The 16471-nt window shown below is 44.9% G+C and carries 17 protein-coding genes and 1 pseudogene; 12 read left to right on the top strand and 6 right to left on the bottom strand.

Annotation, left to right across the window (positions count from 1 at the left end):
• Positions 1–39: 39 nt before the first annotated feature.
• Entirely contained in the window at positions 40–888 is an 849-nt protein-coding gene (locus tag BST99_RS04835) for a DUF2911 domain-containing protein (protein ID WP_105000793.1), read from the bottom strand.
• A gap of 73 nt (positions 889–961) precedes the next feature.
• Complete coding sequence (locus tag BST99_RS04840; protein WP_146106204.1) at positions 962–2137, bottom strand: T9SS type A sorting domain-containing protein; 1176 nt, start codon at positions 2135–2137, stop codon at positions 962–964.
• Between the two features lie 314 nt (positions 2138–2451).
• Between BST99_RS04840 and BST99_RS04845 the strand changes: the two genes are divergently transcribed.
• From BST99_RS04845 to BST99_RS04875, 7 genes and pseudogenes are all read left to right on the top strand, one after another.
• Positions 2452–2841, top strand: a complete 390-nt coding sequence (locus tag BST99_RS04845; protein ID WP_181044147.1) for an SRPBCC family protein — start codon at positions 2452–2454, stop codon at positions 2839–2841.
• Positions 2834–3523, top strand: coding sequence for an SDR family NAD(P)-dependent oxidoreductase (locus tag BST99_RS04850; protein ID WP_105000795.1), 690 nt, complete (start codon positions 2834–2836; stop codon positions 3521–3523). Before BST99_RS04845 ends, BST99_RS04850 begins: the two co-directional genes overlap by 8 nt.
• Before the next feature lie 13 nt (positions 3524–3536).
• The gene (locus BST99_RS04855; protein WP_105000796.1) at positions 3537–4853 is read left to right on the top strand and encodes a cryptochrome/photolyase family protein; all 1317 of its coding nucleotides are present in this window, start codon (positions 3537–3539) and stop codon (positions 4851–4853) included.
• Between the two features lie 52 nt (positions 4854–4905).
• Positions 4906–6341, top strand: a pseudogene (locus BST99_RS04860) (amidohydrolase).
• A gap of 6 nt (positions 6342–6347) precedes the next feature.
• On the top strand, positions 6348–7343 hold the full coding sequence (locus tag BST99_RS04865) for a pirin family protein (protein WP_105000797.1): 996 nt from the start codon (positions 6348–6350) through the stop codon (positions 7341–7343).
• Between the two features lie 134 nt (positions 7344–7477).
• Positions 7478–7903, top strand: coding sequence for a BLUF domain-containing protein (locus BST99_RS04870; RefSeq protein WP_105000798.1), 426 nt, complete (start codon positions 7478–7480; stop codon positions 7901–7903).
• A gap of 13 nt (positions 7904–7916) precedes the next feature.
• Complete coding sequence (locus BST99_RS04875) at positions 7917–8351, top strand: hypothetical protein (RefSeq protein ID WP_146106205.1); 435 nt, start codon at positions 7917–7919, stop codon at positions 8349–8351.
• Here BST99_RS04875 and murA read toward each other — a convergent pair.
• The 3 genes from murA to BST99_RS04890 form a co-directional block, all read right to left on the bottom strand.
• Complete coding sequence (murA, locus tag BST99_RS04880) at positions 8335–9645, bottom strand: UDP-N-acetylglucosamine 1-carboxyvinyltransferase (protein ID WP_105000800.1); 1311 nt, start codon at positions 9643–9645, stop codon at positions 8335–8337. The two genes, BST99_RS04875 and murA, sit on opposite strands and share 17 nt — an antisense overlap.
• 12 nt (positions 9646–9657) lie before the next feature.
• The gene (locus BST99_RS04885; RefSeq protein WP_394335623.1) at positions 9658–10266 is read right to left on the bottom strand and encodes a DUF4290 domain-containing protein; all 609 of its coding nucleotides are present in this window, start codon (positions 10264–10266) and stop codon (positions 9658–9660) included.
• Between the two features lie 147 nt (positions 10267–10413).
• Entirely contained in the window at positions 10414–10701 is a 288-nt protein-coding gene (locus BST99_RS04890; protein ID WP_105000802.1) for a DUF493 family protein, read from the bottom strand.
• 55 nt (positions 10702–10756) lie between these two features.
• Between BST99_RS04890 and BST99_RS04895 the strand changes: the two genes are divergently transcribed.
• The 5 genes from BST99_RS04895 (at position 10757) to BST99_RS04915 (ending at position 15539) form a co-directional block, all read left to right on the top strand.
• Complete coding sequence (locus BST99_RS04895; protein WP_245916184.1) at positions 10757–11323, top strand: AAA family ATPase; 567 nt, start codon at positions 10757–10759, stop codon at positions 11321–11323.
• Between the two features lie 38 nt (positions 11324–11361).
• Positions 11362–13377, top strand: a complete 2016-nt coding sequence (locus BST99_RS04900) for a RecQ family ATP-dependent DNA helicase (protein WP_105000804.1) — start codon at positions 11362–11364, stop codon at positions 13375–13377.
• Positions 13378–13406: 29 nt separating this feature from the next.
• Positions 13407–14408 carry a methionyl-tRNA formyltransferase gene (gene fmt / locus BST99_RS04905; protein ID WP_105000805.1) on the top strand — a complete coding sequence of 334 codons (1002 nt, stop codon included), beginning with the start codon at positions 13407–13409 and terminating at the stop codon, positions 14406–14408.
• Between the two features lie 181 nt (positions 14409–14589).
• Positions 14590–14862 (top strand): HU family DNA-binding protein, encoded by a 273-nt coding sequence (locus BST99_RS04910; RefSeq protein WP_105000806.1) that lies wholly within the window; start codon positions 14590–14592, stop codon positions 14860–14862.
• A 116-nt stretch (positions 14863–14978) separates the two neighbouring features.
• Positions 14979–15539 (top strand): YqgE/AlgH family protein, encoded by a 561-nt coding sequence (locus BST99_RS04915; protein ID WP_105000807.1) that lies wholly within the window; start codon positions 14979–14981, stop codon positions 15537–15539.
• Here BST99_RS04915 and BST99_RS04920 read toward each other — a convergent pair.
• Entirely contained in the window at positions 15536–16417 is an 882-nt protein-coding gene (locus tag BST99_RS04920; protein WP_105000808.1) for an aminotransferase class IV, read from the bottom strand. The genes BST99_RS04915 and BST99_RS04920 overlap by 4 nt on opposite strands.
• Positions 16418–16471 lie beyond the last annotated feature (54 nt).

Consider the following 16471-nt stretch of genomic DNA (forward strand, 5'->3'; position numbering starts at 1 on the left):
CCCGGCCAAGTACCGGGCTTTCTAAACTATTGGGAAGTCTTACTTCGCCCCCCATTCTTTTAATGAATCTTCGTTCATTTTAACGTAGTCCGCATTACCAGCTTCTTTCGCTTTCGCCAAAGAATTCTTCGCCGCTTTAATAGCTCCTTTCTTGTTGCCCATTTTCGCGTAAATCAAAGATTGCAAACGGGACATCCAAAAGGCTTCTTCACGCAGGTCAACAGCTTTGTCTACCCACATCTTGGCCTTTTCCATATCAAGACCTTCTTGGTAGTAGTAGGAGGCCGCAGAGAAGTAGTCGTTAGCTGATGGACCGGCCATAACACCTTCGATACTCTTTTGCGCTTTTTCTGCAGTTGGCACACCAAAAGGAACACCCACATAGACATCTGCCCACATAATTCCAATGTGAGCTCCGTTGTTTGTCAACTCATCCAACATAATAGAAAAGGTTTCTACTTTAATCGGATCAGGCATTTTAGTTGCAGGAACATTAATCATCGCAGCAACCTTGCTGTCATCCCACTTACGAGGAGTTCCCCAGTTATTGGCATCGGCATAAAAAATGATATCCCAAGTCTTTTCACCTGGCTTAGAGTAAAGCGCGTATGTACCTGCTTTTAAGGTTTGATCACCAACAGTCACTGCATCACCGAAAGTAACTTTGGTATTGGCATTGGCTCCGGTTCTCCAGACCTTTCCATAAGGAACAAGGTTCCCGAAGATTTCTCTTCCGCGAGCGGATGGACGAGAATACTCAATGGTCACTTCTGTTAATCCAACCATGGTCGTGATCTTTTCACTCGGGCTGGGTTGTGGGGTTTGCATCTGTGCAAACGATAGGCCGCTAGTTAGTACAGCTGCGACCAGTAGGGCAAGTTTCTTCATATCTCTATAAAATTTAAGAGGATTAGCGCATCAAAGCTACTCAACTCCCTTGCGGCGAATTGTTAAGAATTGCTTAAAACCGGCTTGGGCGAAGAAAAGCTTTGGTCAGTTGACCATCGCTTAGGACAAAACTAAGGTAGTAGACCGCCGGAGGAAGGGCAGATAAATCAATAGGGCCATTACCCAAGCGTTCCAAAGGTGTGAACTTGATTTCACGCCCATTGGTGTCATAGAGACTTAATCCCAAAATAGGTCGTTGGGTTTCTAAACGGTAGTACAAAAACGGATCCCCGTTGGCACGAAAAAGAATCAAATCGCCCTCCTCCAATTGGGATTCTCCGGGGTTTTCTCCTTCCTCCTCTTCTTCTTCCTCCTCCTCTTCCTCTTCTAGAAAGTCCGATTCGAATCGAAACAGACGCGATAAAGACTCTATGGGAGGGCTTGTGTTGTTGAATAGTTCCGAAGTCATATACAAGGATCCCGTATCATCTATGGACAAGGCCTCAATTTGAGCCAGTCCAGTGTCCAGGCTAAACTTCTGTTCATTACCCGAGAAAAACTCCCCTACACTTACCTCTTCCACCAAGGCGACGAACGGCAATAAAATGGAGGAATAACCACAAATCCAGAGTCGATCCGTGAAGGGGTCATATTGGGCGCCCGTGACCAGGCCATTAACAAGGTAGCTCCCTACTGAAACCGCAATATGCTGCCCAGGAGTCTTGGGTATCTGGTAAGCCGTGGTTCCTAGTCGTCCTCTTTCTTTGGTTAAAACAAAAAGGGAATTACCGATAGAAACAAGGGCTTCCGCATCAAAATTAGTGTCCGGGCTCGGCGTAAAATCGGTTTGATCTTCGTATGCAAACTCAATGACCTCTGCCGTTGCCGTATTAGCGTTTAATTCAGCGAGAGGTACTCTGTAAATTCGCAGGTTTTGCCGGCTTCCCTGGTTATTTCCGAAATCCCCGATATACAAATAGGTATCATCCACAGCGATATCTTCCCAGTCCGTATGTGTTACCCCTTCAATAATGACCGTTCTGGGGTTTTCGGTATCGGTTCGCTCGACGATATAGACCTGTGGCATATCTCCACTATCGTTGTGGGTAATCCACTGCTGACCAAAGGGAGCCAATCCAGAGGATTCCCTCAAGGAGAATGGAAGGGTGTCCAATACACTTACTTGAATTTGCGCCGCAGCTAGCCCACTCCAAAAGAAGACAAGGGAATAAAAGATCTGCTTATTCAAATGGAATCTAATCTTAATCATTGGCCGAGTGCAAAATCATCTCAAAATAAAGCAAATCAAAGCAATACGGAAGTCTTTTGGGTCTGAATGCACCAAGAGTTCGTTCAAGTGCAAAACAACAAATACTTCTTTTTGTTTAGCTTTTTTAACTTTTTATCGAACATTCTAGTTCTATCTTTGTAAAAAAGGAAGTTGTGACCATTTACCATATCGAAAGCCGTTTGTATTTGCCGATTTCGGTTCATGAAGCCTGGGACTTCCTATCGAGTCCGGCAAACCTTCTTAAAATTACCCCCTCCAAAGTAAAGTTCAGCATGCTTCAGCCAAAAGAAGAGGGTTTTTATGAAGGCCAGGTTTTTGTTTATCAGCTTTCTCCTTTACCTGGTTTTACTACCCGATGGGTCAGTGAAATCAGCACCATAAAACCGAAAGAATACTTTATTGACATTCAATTGGCCGGCCCTTATAAACTTTGGCATCATCAACATCAAATCCATCCGGTAGATGAAGGTGTGGAAATCAGAGACCTTGTACATTATGCCTTGCCAATGGGCTTATTAGGTAAGCTAGCACAAAGTCTTTTTATCAAGAAGCAACTCTTAGAAACCTTCCGCTACAGAGAAGATAAACTGAAAGGCTTTTTTGGATCCCTTGCAGGACATAAAAGTCATTTAACTATACAACCCTTAAAAACAAATGGCTAAGAAACATCTCATTATTGGCGGTTCCTACGGAATTGGAGCAGCACTAGTTGAACTCCTTCCCAAAGAAGACGACATTTTCATCGCTTCCCGAACAAATGAGTCGCACACGGCAGATAATATTACACACCTCCCTTTTGATGTATTGACAGACGATGTCGCTTTTCTTGCATTACCGGCAGAAATGGACAGCTTGGTATACTGTCCTGGCTCAATCAATCTAAAGCCATTTAAAATGTTATCAGTAGATCAATTTAAGGAAGAAATGGAACTGAACTTTTTCGGGCTCGTTCGGACGGTAAAAGGAGTTATTGACCGGATGAAGCAGGGGTCCAGTATGGTCTTCTATTCTACTGTAGCCGTCCAGACCGGAATGCCCTTTCACAGCAGCATTGCTTCCTCTAAGGGAGCCATTGAAGGATTTGTTCGTTCCATGGCCGCCGAATACGCTCCCAAAATCCGGGTCAATGCAATCGCCCCTTCTCTGGTCGACACTCCCTTGGCTGCACGACTTTTGAATAATGACAAAAAAAGAGAGATGATGGCTGAACGACACCCTTTGAAAAGAGTTGGTGAAGCCAACGACATTGCACAAATGACAGCCTTCTTGCTCAATGATAACAGCAGTTGGATTACCGGGCAAGTTTTTGGTGTTGATGGAGGAAAATCAAGCTTAAGCGTTTAAGAACAAATCATACATGAAAGAGAAGGTTCGTCTGTTTTGGTTCCGTAGAGACCTGCGTTGGGAAGATAACGTTGCCCTATACCACACTCTCAACGATCAGGTACCTGTACTTCCCCTCTTTATTTTTGATCAGCAAATCCTCAATGAGCTACCTAAGGATGATGCAAGGGTGAGTTTTATATACGAAACGCTTCAAGCCATGCGGGAAGAAATTAAACAGACGACTTCTTCGGATATTGCACTTTATTACGGGAATCCTATCGATATTTTTAGCCGGCTCTTGCAAGAATTCGAAGTAGAAGCCCTGTATTTTAACCACGATTATGAGCCCTATGCCTTGAGGCGAGACCAAGAGGTCGTTGCTTTAATGGAAAAGAACGGAGTTATCAGCCGATCTTTTAAGGATCAGGTTATTTTCGAAAAAAACGAGGTGGTTAAAAAAGACGGCGGGGCTTATGTAGTGTATACCCCCTATAAGAACCGTTGGTTGGAGTTGCTGAATCCTTCACTTCATTTACTGGAATACAAAACAACTCCTTTATTTTCTAATCTCCGCCCAACGAACGACGCACCGCATGTAACGCTAAAAGAAATGGGGTTTACTCCTTCTCCAATTCGTGTACCGGCTTATCGCCTCACCCGAGAATTAATTCAAGATTATGAGGCAAAACGAAACTTTCCTGCCCAAAGTGAAGGAACCTCACAACTAGGTCCATACTTGAGATTTGGACAAGTCTCGGTACGCAAAATTGTGGAAAGAGCGAGAATGGAAAACAACATCACCTTTCTTCAAGAACTGATCTGGAGAGAGTTCTTTATGCAGATTCTTTGGCATTTTCCGCATACCGTAACCCAATCCTTCAAACCGGCTTACGATCGCATTCCCTGGCGTAATAACAAGGAGGAATTCGAACTATGGAAATCGGGCAACACGGGCTTTCCACTCATTGATGCCGGAATGAGACAACTCAATGCTACGGGCTACATGCACAACAGGGTCCGTATGCTCGTTTCCAGCTTTTTATGTAAACATCTTCTGATTGATTGGCGTTGGGGCGAGGCTTATTTCGCAGAAAAACTCCTTGATTATGAACAAGCCAGTAATATAGGTAACTGGCAATGGTCTGCTGGAAGCGGTGTCGACGCTGCCCCTTACTTCCGAATCTTCAATCCTACCACCCAGATTCAAAAGTTTGATAAGGCATTAGAATACATTTCCACCTGGATACCAGAATTACAGGAACTGACTTACTCCAGCCCCATGGTTGATCACAAAGCCGCAAGAGAACGTTGCCTTTCTGTCTACAAAACGGCTTTGGACAACACTTAGGCCAACAGCGAATTCATTTTTGTACTTTTAGGTTGATCCACAAGAAAACAAAATGAAAACAACCAAAATTGCGCTTTTAGTGGTGGCTGTATTGGGGGTAAGCACCCTGAGCGCCCAACGAATGAGTAAGAACAAGAAAGCTCTCATCGCTTCTGTTGAAAAACATCAATCCGCTCTAGTTTCCTTGAGCGACTCCATCTGGGCATTGGCCGAGACCGCATTTAATGAAGCGGAATCCTCTCGAATATTGGCAGACTATGCCGAAAAGAATGGGTTTCAGGTTAAGCGTGGTGTTGCGGGAATGCCTACGGCTTTTGTCGCTACCTACGGCAGTGGTAAACCGGTAATCAGCGTATTGGGGGAGTTTGATGCTTTACCCGGTATTTCTCAAAAAGCCCAGCCCACTAAAGAAGCGCTCAATGAAGGAGCCGCCGGTCACGGTTGTGGTCACAATTTATTCGGTGCAGGAAGTCTGGGTGCCGCTATCGCCATTAAAGAACTTATAGAAGCAGGTAAAATATCGGGAACGGTAAAATTTATGGGAACACCAGCGGAAGAAAAGTTCTTCGGCAAAATATGGATGGTGGAAGCCGGACTCTGGGATGATGTCGACGTGAATATCAGTTGGCATCCTTCGGCTAAAACCGAAGCCGACGTACAGAGCTCCTTGGCCCTGGTCGATTTTAAAGTCGAATTTTATGGGCAGGCTGCTCATGCTGCTGGAGATCCGTGGAACGGACGCAGTGCCTCCGACGCCTTGGAACTCTATACTACCGGAATAAATTACTACCGCGAACACGTAAAACCCACCGTTCGCATCCATTACCATATCCAGGACGGAGGGCAAGTAGTGAATGTTGTACCGGATTACTCCAGGCTTTGGGTTCGGGTACGCGATACCAAAAGAAGTGGCATGCTACCGGTTTATGAACAGGTTCAAAAGATGGCAGAGGGAGCAGCCATTATGGCCAATGTAGATTATAAGATTAGCTTGATTTCGGGTATTTACGAAGTGCTGGTCAACCGCCGAGGAGGTGCTATCATGCAAGACAATTTAGAGCTACTCGGTCCGATCGAATACACCCCAGAAGAAACTGTATTTGGCAAGAAAATTCAGGAAGTAACTGGCAAAGACCAAGTTGGAATGGATGGTAAAATCACTCCTCTGCGCAATACAAGAGAGAATCCCGGTGGCGGATCAACAGATGTGGGAGATGTGAGTTGGAATGTAGCCAACATCAATCTTCGGGTCACCACGGCCCCAAAAGACACTCCCTGGCACAGCTGGGCTGTTGTTGCCTGCGGAGGGATGAGTATTGGCCATAAAGGGATGATCTACGCCTCCAAGGCCATGGGCATGACCATGCTTGATCTCTTTGAGAACCAAAATGGGTAGAAGAAGTCAAAGCAGAATACCGCGAAAGAAAAGGAGACGAGGTCTATAAGGCCATGATTCCAGAAGGTCCACCTCCAATCGCAAACAACTAAATTACTATGCAACAAAACGGAGTTCCATTTACCATTGGACCTGGGCCCTGGCCTACTCGAGACCCTTTTCTCTTTTGTGTCTATCACCAGGATCAGTATCCTAAAGGCACCGCAGAGCTCGGACCGAACCCGGTCTTTTTAGAAGGTCGGCCCATAGGGCAAGACTTTAATCCAGCTTTGCCCTGGAGAATGTACCATGGACAAACGATTCCTGGGTTTCCGTACCATCCGCACTGTGGTTTCGAAACAGTAACCATTGTAAAAACCGGCTTTTGTGACCATGCAGATTCCTTGGGTGCTGCTGGTCGTTTCGGACAGGGTGATGTGCAGTGGATGACGGCAGGATCAGGCGTTCAACACAGCGAAATGTTTCCTCTGCTGAATCAGGAAGCCGAAAATCTCTTGGAACTTTTTCAGATTTGGCTTAACCTTCCAGCAAAAAGCAAGCAAGCTCCACCCCACTTTAAGATGTTATGGCACGAAAAGATTCCTAAAATCGAATCAAATGGTACTCTTGTTCGTCTCATTTCGGGTTCAAATGGGGCTGCCGATGCTCTTGATGCCCCTCCGAATAGTTGGGCAAATGACCCAGACCATGGCGTACGCATTTGGGATATTGTCATGGAGGCCGGTGCAAAATGGGGATTTGAAGCGGGGAATCATCCACAAGGCAGTGTATTTCTTTACGATGGTGCGAAGGCTCTTGTCAATGGGAAGGAGCTAACCAACAGCCAGGGCATTCATTTTGAATGCGGGAAAGCCCTGACCATTAAAGCGGAGACAGAAGTACGTATACTCCTGCTGCAAGCCAAACCCATAGGCGAACCCGTAGTTCAACAAGGTCCTTTTGTCACCAACACTCCGGAAGAGATGCGAAAGGCCTTTGAAAATTATCGCTTAACTCAATTTGGAGGTTGGCCCTGGCGACACGCAGATCCTGTGCATGAATCAACAGAAGGTCGATTTGCTCTTTACCCGGATGGGCACAAAGAAACTCCCTGATTATAAACAAAATAGAGGCAACATCACCTTTTGTTTGAAGTTTTGTTTATTGTTTATGAGTGTTTTAGCTCATTATGGCCTTTTGTAGTTAAACAAAAATATTTATTTTAGTTGGCGTAAGCTACGAATTGTTTATGCTCTCCATTATCTATAAATCTGAAGCCATCGATGGCTTTGATATTCCCAAAATTTATAAAATGCTAAGCACGGCTCGCGATTACAATAGCGAGAATCAAATTACCGGCTGCTTAGTATACCATAAACAACAATTTATGCAATTGATCGAAGGACCAGACCAAGAGGTTGAATCCTTATTCGAACGCATTAAAGCCGACGGCAGGCACACCAACCTTCAGTTTTTGGGCCACCATCAACTTGAAGATCGCCTTTTCGATCAATGGAGTATGGCATTTCACGATTTCGGAGACCCCCAGGGAGCCTCTCAGTACAAACTGGGCATGGTGGATCAGATTTTCGAATCTTCAAAAGCACTCGAAAAGCCCAATCCCCTCGCCTTGACCTTTTTCGATGAACTAAGAGAAATCCTGGAGCTTTCCTGAAGAAAGAACGCTCATGTTTACGGATCTTGCTGGACTTAAAACATTTTTATTAGTACTGGATTTCGGTACACTAGTCCTTATTTGGACCGTACAGTGGATGATTTATCCTTCCTTCCCCTATTATTCTAAAGAAAACTTCTTGCCCTGGCACAACAAGTATGCGCCAAGAATGGGCAGAATTGCTGGCCCTTTAATGGTTTTACAGGTGTTGGGATATGCCTTTTTACTCGTTGAAGATTTTGGAGCCCTCAGCGTCGCAAAATGCATTTGTGTAGGAATCACTTGGGTGATGACCATTGGATTTTTTGTTCCCCTTCACACCAAGATCAGCAGTGGTCATTACAACGACAACGACCTACAAGGTCTTGTCTCCAAAAACTATATTCGTTCGTGGAGCTGGACTGTACTATTTGCTTTGGAAGTACTCTCTTTTACGCGTTTCGGGTAATCATCGCCCCAATATTTCGAAGGCGCTCATCGATTCGCTCATAACCCCGATCAATTTGCTCAATATTGTGAATAGTCGAAGTTCCCTTAGCCGATAAGGCCGCAATCAACAGCGAAACACCCGCACGAATATCAGGCGAGGTCATATTGGTTGCCTTCAATTGAGATTGAAAATCGTGACCGATTACGGTAGCCCTGTGCGGATCACATAAAATGATCTTAGCCCCCATATCGATGAGCTTGTCCACGAAAAATAAGCGGCTTTCAAACATTTTCTGGTGAATAACCACTTCTCCTCTGGATTGAATAGCTACCACAAGAATAATACTCAATAAATCCGGTGTTAACCCCGGCCATGGAGCGTCAGCGATGGTCATGATGGAACCGTCAATAAAATTTTGGATCGCATATCCATCCGTATGAGCGGGAATCAAAATATCATCATTCTCGCGATTGACTTGAATTCCCAGACGCTGAAAAGCATTGGGTATTTGACCTAAGTCATTCCAGCTGACGTCTTTAATACGCAGTTCGCTGCGCGTCATGGCTGCGAGCCCGATCCAACTACCAATCTCAATCATGTCGGGCAACATGCGGTGGGTGGTTCCATTTAAGCTGCTGACCCCTTGAATTTTTAAAAGGTTGGAACCAATGCCTTCAATCTTAGCCCCCATGCGCACAAGCATTTTACACAGCTGCTGTAGATACGGTTCACAAGCGGCGTTGTAGATGGTGGTTTCTCCTTCCGCAAGAACAGCAGCCATCACAATATTCGCCGTTCCTGTGACCGATGCCTCATCAAGAAGCATGTAAGTCCCTGTTAATTTTTCGGCTTCTACCCCGTAGAAGTACTCTTCTCGGTTGTAACGGAACCGGGCTCCCAATTTGATAAAGCCTTCAAAGTGGGTATCGAGACGTCTGCGGCCAATCTTATCTCCTCCTGGTTTCGGAATATAGCCCCTACCAAACCTCCCCAGTAACGGCCCTACAAGCATAATGGAGCCCCGAAGACCTCGACCATCTCTCTTAAAGTCATCAGATTGAAGGTAGTCCAGGTCTACTTGATCGGCTTGAAAACGGTACTGACCAGGTCCAAGATTTTCGACTTTGACACCCAAAGAACCCAATAGGGCGATGAGTTTATTGACATCAACGATGTCCGGAATATTACTGATTTCTACAGGCTCTGCGGTAAGTAAAACAGCGCAAAGAATTTGCAAGGCTTCGTTCTTGGCTCCTTGGGGTGTAATAGAACCAGATAAGGAGTGGCCTCCTTCAATAGTAAAACTGCCCATAGCGTGGCTGAGTTAGTTGTTGTGACGTTTCTTTCCTCTGTTGTTGTGTTTGCCCTTCTTTCCTACGGAACGATTGGATTTCTGCACCCGGTTCTTGAGGAACTGACCACTTTCGGTCAAGGTTGTTTCTCCATTGGCCAAGTCTATGGCGCCATCACTCAACTCTTTGAGGTGAGCAAAAATAGCTGTATCCTCTACAGTATCCTTGTTCCAATTGAGGTAGCATTTTTTCATGTGGTTGGCAATAGCGTATTCCAAACCGGAACGCATGTCCCCTTTATCCCAACTGATCGCAACATCAATCATACGCTTAATGTTGTTCCCATAAAAACGGTATTTCGGGTGGTTCTGCGGATAATCCAAAGGATCTGGGCGCTGAGCCAAAAGTTCCTTGGACGGAATCGGATAAGGCGAATCCACTTCCAGCTGAAAATCACTCATGATAAAGAGTTGATCCCAGAGTTTATGCTGAAAATCAGGCACATCACGCAAATGAGGCTGCATATTCCCCATCACACTGATAATGGCCTGTGCAATTTGATTTCTTTTTTCGCGGTCTTCAATAGACACCGCGTGGTCAACCATTTTCTGAAAATGTCTTCCGTATTCCGGAATGTGCATTTGTGGTCGTTCCGTGTTGTATTCTAAATGATCAAGTGAATCCAAAAAAATAAGAGTTTAGTGCCGAGTGCGGATGAAGTAATCGAACACACCTCATGGCTAACGCTCGCAAATTAACAAAATTATCGATGGAACCTTCCTCCAGACCTACAAAGATATGACCCCTTCAACAACGCTGACCTCTTTGTACTTAGCGATAACTGCTAAAGGATCCTCCATAACTACCGTAATGGAAACACTGGTATAATTTCCGTTCTTTGATTTCTTGGATTCTATTACAGCACCGTTTTGATCAAAAATATCGTAAATCTGATCTATTTTGGCTTGATCTGTAGGTACTATAAATTTGTAGAGATATGTGGAAGGCCAGGTTGAATTGTCTTCCAGCTGAATCCGTAACCTTTCGTAAAATTCTTCGGAATTCTCTTTGCTCATGGCCGGGTTTTGGACAAAGATAGCGGATTATTTTACTCAATATAAGAATAAAGAAGTGCAGAGAATTGCAATTAGCGGAGGGCCCGGAACAGGCAAGACATGTTTGATTGATAATTTGATTGATAAGGGCTATCACTGTTTCCCTGAAATCATCAGGACGTTCACCGAGCAACTTAAAAAAGAGACCGCTCAAGAAGAGCAACAGATCAACCCGCTTACTTTTAGTAAGGACCCCTTGCATTTTAACACACTCTTACTCGAAGGAAGAAGTGCCCAATGGAAAGAGGCAGAGAACACGGGCAAAGAACTTTGCTTTTTCGACCGAAGCGTCATTGATGTTTTGGGATACATGGATCATTTTGAACAGGAGTACCCAAATCATTTTATCGACGCTGCCGAGACTTTGCGCTACGATACTGTTTTTTTGCTTCCACCTTGGCAGGGTATTTATGTTCAAGACGATCAACGTTTGGAACCTTTCGAGGAAGCAGAACGGATTCACGTGAGCCTTCTGGCCAGCTACCAGCACTTTGGTTACGCGCCCCTATTCGTTCCCACTGGAACTATCGAAGAGCGGATTGAATTCATTTTAAGAGCTATCGCAACAAAAGAAAAAAAGTAGGAAAAAACCCACTCAAAGAATTTCACCTACATTTGAATATGGACAACCCCAAGAGTCCTTCCCGAACCGCCGAATCTAAACTGCTGTTTCAAACGCTGGAACAGTATTGGGGATATTCCGCTTTAAGAGGAGAGCAAGAAAATATTATCTTCCGCATGCTGGACAAGGTAGACACCCTAGCCCTCCTTCCCACGGGTGCAGGTAAATCGCTTTGTTTTCAGCTTCCCACTCTGATCCAACCAGGTTTATGCCTTGTGGTCTCCCCTTTGATTGCCTTGATTCAAGACCAAGTCAACCGGCTGCAGCAAAAAGGAATTAAGGCCATGGGGCTTACCGGATCCATCAGTCAAGATGATTTGATTCGACTAATTGACAACTGCCTCTACGGAGACTATAAATTCTTATACCTCTCTCCTGAACGGTTGCTTCAGGAAGGGATGAAAGAAATCCTTCAGCGCTTGCCCGTTTCTCTTGTTGCCATCGATGAGGCCCACTGTATCTCCCAATGGGGACCCGATTTTCGACCTTCTTATCTGGAACTTCACGTGCTCAAAGAATGGTACCCCGGGGTGCCTTTATTGGCGTTGACCGCAACGGCAACGGATCAGGTTCAATCCGATATCCTGAGCAAGTTGGGACTTCCCTCCTATGCAGTAGTCAAAGACAGTTTTGCTCGTAAAAAACTCAGTTTATCTGTACGTTACACGCAGAACAAAGAAGAACAACTCCGTTGGTTACTAGAACTCAATATGGGGCCTTCCTTGGTCTACGTGGGTACTCGTAAAGAAAGCATTCGCCTAGCTGAATGGCTTAACCAGCGGGGAATCCCTTCGAGCTTTTTTCACGGGGGGCTGAGTTCATCTGAAAAAGAAAAGCAGATGAAGGCTTGGATTCGAGACGAAAAACGCAACATGGTTGCCACCAACGCTTTCGGTATGGGCATCGACAAATCCGATGTTCGCTTGGTCGTTCATTACGACCTGCCAGAGAACATCGAAAACTACTACCAAGAAGTTGGGCGTGCGGGTCGCGATGGACTTTCTGCCAGTGCAGTTTTATTGCTAAGCAAAAAAAGTCTTGAAATACAAAAACAACGATTTGTGGACAGCATCCCCTCTTTTGAACAAATAAAGGATATTTACCGTCGCCTGATGGCCTATTATCAGGTGGCCTTTGCGGAAGGCAAAGGAGAGGTATTTGGTTTTGATATTCTGGATTTTACCCGGCGATACAGCTTTGAACCCTTGCCGGTACTCCAAGCCCTTCAGTTCTTAGAACGTTATGGACTACTGGCCTTATCCAATCAAAATGACCCTTTCGCTCAAATTCAGGTTATCGCTGCTCGGGATAAGGTTCTTGAATTCCTGAAACAATCTCCTTTTATGGAGCCGCTTTTCACTCAATTACTCCGAGTTTATGGAGGGATATTAGACCGCCCTACCAAAGTCAATATGTATTTGTTGGCCCGTAAACTGAAAACCCGAACAGGCCTGCTGGAAGAACAGTTGGAATTTGCTGAAATCCAAGGCATGATAACCTACTTTCCTCCTAACCTGCACATGAGTATAACCCTTTTGGAAGCAAGAGAAGACGATATGAGTCTGTCAAGAGTCAAAAAGGAACTCAAGACCTTTCGATCCATGAAATTGCGACGTTTGGAACCCATGCAGCGCTATGCGCAACTCGATAAGGGCTGCCGTATGCATTTCATCTTGCAGTACTTTTCGGAAGAGCACAAAGCCTGTGGCCGCTGCGATCTCTGCGTTGAACGAAGAATAGACTCTCCTTTTGAACGGGCTTTTCGGCGTTGGATGCTCCGGGAATTACAAGAAGAATCCCGAGGCTCCCGTGCCTGGCTCACTCATCTTGCCCAGATTCAACTCAAGGGCAATTCAAAAGAGCTGGGGGACCTGCCTGATATTATTCATTTGCCCGATCTTTTCTTGAAGCAGGTAAAGTACATGCTTGATCATTCCTTTATTGGGATGCAAACCGATATGACCTATCTCATTAAAGAAGAAGGCCTCCGCTTTCTATCCGAAGAGAGCCAATAAGCCAGCAGAAATCAGGATATTTGCCGGCGATGACAAAAGATAAAGAAAACCTCCGCATTGTTTATATGGGGACACCAGAGTTTGCAGTGGCTGGACTAGAAGCACTTCTAGAACAAAACTTCCAAGTGATTGGAGTGGTTACCGCCCCTGATCGTCCCTCGGGACGCGGAAGAAAGCTTCAGTCTTCCGCTGTGAAAAAGTATGCCTTGGAAAAAGGCATTCCCGTACTTCAACCCCAGAAACTAAGAGACAAAGGGTTTTTAATGGAACTCGCTGCGCTTAAAGCAGATCTCCAAATTATCGTCGCGTTTAGAATGCTTCCTAAGGTCGTATGGGGTATGCCTCCCCTGGGTACTTTCAACTTACACGCTTCTCTCTTACCACAGTACAGAGGTGCTGCGCCAATCAATTGGGCCCTGATCAATGGTGAAACAGAAAGCGGAGTAACCACCTTTTTTATTGACGAAAAAATTGATACCGGTGCCATCCTTCTTCAAGAACGCTGTTCCATCCTACCAGAAGAAAATGCAGGTCAACTCCACGATAAATTAATGGCCTTAGGCGCCTCGCTCATTGTCAAGACCGTTGAGCTCATTTCTGATGGAAAAGCAAAGGCAGTAGTTCAAGAAGAAGTAAATCAGCTCAAAGAAGCTCCCAAGATTCACAGAGAAACCTGCGAAATTGACTGGAGCCAATCTCTGGAGCAACTCCATAATTTTACCAGAGGCCTAAGTCCCTATCCGGCTGCCTGGACTACTTTTTATTGGAAGAATGGTCAGGAAACCAAAGCCCTCGGTCCTGTAAAGGTTCTTCAACTCGATTCAAACTCCTCTGCACCAGAATCGATAGAAAACGGACAGACTGATCGCGAGAAGGGTCTGGCTGTTGTGCAAATCGGAAAGCAAATCTGGATTAAACACCTGGAGGGTTGGTTGCGAATTTTGGAAATGCAAATACCGGGAAAAAGAAAGATGCTGGTCCAAGATTTACTCAATGGCTGGCAGCTCGAAGAGGGTACTTGGGTAGAATAAGGCTGAGCCTAGACTGGCTCTAGGCTGGGCGAAATTTGGTTAAAAACTCCTTCCTTTATCAACAAAGGGTTCAAGTTATCAACAAAAACCCCGATTTCCCGCGTCTACACTTGCGTCGGAGCGTTTTCCATATAAATTTGTTCGAAGTATCATTAGTAACACCAATTAATAATATGCTATTATGAACAAAACAGAATTAATCGATGCTATGGCGGCTGACGCCGGTATCACAAAGGCAGCAGCCAAAAAAGCATTGGAATCTTTCTTGGGTAACGTAGAAGGTTCTTTGAAAAAAGGTGACCGTGTTTCTCTAGTTGGATTCGGTTCATGGTCTGTATCGAAGCGCAACGCTCGTGAAGGTCGTAACCCACAAACTGGTAAAACCATCAAAATTGCTGCTAAAAATGTAGTAAAGTTTAAAGCTGGAACTGAACTAGGGAACGCTGTGAACTAATCGCAATATTGTTGATTATCTGAAAAAGCACTTCCGTCGTGAAGTGCTTTTCTTTTTTAGAACGTTTTTGTCATTCAAAATGAGAATAGTAAATTTAGAATAAAGCCATGCACCCAATGCTTTCACAAGAACCCAAAAAAGGAAACCTTCTGATTGCAGAGCCGACTCTTACTGGAGACGTCTCCTTCAATCGTTCCGTGGTTCTTATCGCAGAACACAATGAAGAAGGTTCTGTGGGCTTTATCCTCAACAAACCACTCGAATATCAGATTCACGAACTGATTCCCGATATCGAGGTACCCTTCCCTGTTTTTAATGGAGGTCCTGTAGAACAAGACAACCTCTACTTTATCCACAAGGTACCTGAACTGATTCAAGGCAGTGTGGAGATTTCCGATGGAATCTATTGGGGTGGAGATTTTGACAAAACCATTGAACTTATCAACCAAGGAGTAATTAAACAAGGCGACATTCGCTTCTTCTTGGGTTATTCTGGCTGGGCCAGTCTACAACTTTCAGAAGAATTGAATTCCAAGTCCTGGGTGGTGGTCCCCAATAGCTATGAAAGTAGCATTATCCAAAAGTCTTCTCTTTCTTTCTGGAAGGAAAACATGATTGAATTAGGAGGTGATTACCTGCTCTGGTCCAATGCACCAGAAGACCCTTCGTATAACTAGGCTTCTTCCTTTTCTTCTTTAGGCAAACAAGCGCCCTGAAAAGCCTCTTCTAAGCGTTCCTTCCAACTGAACTGTTGGTAGACGGTCTTTCTGTATTTTTTCCACGAATAAAGACGAGCGTAGGGGTCCATGGTAAAAACTTCCTTGGCTTTGGGTATTTCGAAAGGAGAAATAGCCACTTCCTCAATGGACCAGTCATTTTCCCTGGCCATAGCGTCCAGTAAAATCAAAGCTTGCTTACGAACAACCCAGGCAGGAGACCCACCGGATAATTCTGGAATTTTTATTCCGTCCTCTGAAGCAATAAAAATGAGTCCGCTCAAAGCCCTGACCACTTGTTTACTCTCGTTGAGCAGCGCACAGTCGGCGTATCCATTCTCTATAGCAAAAGAATGTGCAACCGAAATTGCCGCGGGGTTTGGAGATGAAAGATTGGCTAAAAGTCCACTCGGCAAGTAGTGGTCCTTATACAGCTCGCACTCTTCCGCTTCGGCATCTGGACTTAATGTCGCCATTGGTAGGTCTTCAATAGTATGAATCAAGAAGTGTACTCCACCTTCTTTGGACCAAGGCACCTGGGTTTGGCTTCTAACAACTTGTATCTCGAGATATAGTTTCGCTGGTTTACCGGCCTTTTCCCAAAGCGCTAAGCATTGCTGTTCCAGGTATTCCGGAGTAAATTCCATGGGAATCGCGTAACGAAGCTTACGCATCGAAGCCATCAGGTGAAAATAATGCTCCTCCCAAAACGGAATAAAGCCGTCCTGAATCCAAAGAGGTTCGGTTAAAGAATCTCCGAAATAAAAGGATCGATTAAAAAGCGAAACCGGAATCTTATCGTATTCCACAAAATTCCCATCCAGGTTCCATAGTTGCATACCCGAAATTTAGAATCGCAAAATTAAGAAGAAAGCCCTCGATAAAAGGGTTTT

The sequence above is a fragment of the Aureicoccus marinus genome (assembly GCF_002954325.1).
Classification (GTDB): Bacteria; Bacteroidota; Bacteroidia; order Flavobacteriales; family Flavobacteriaceae; genus Aureicoccus; species Aureicoccus marinus.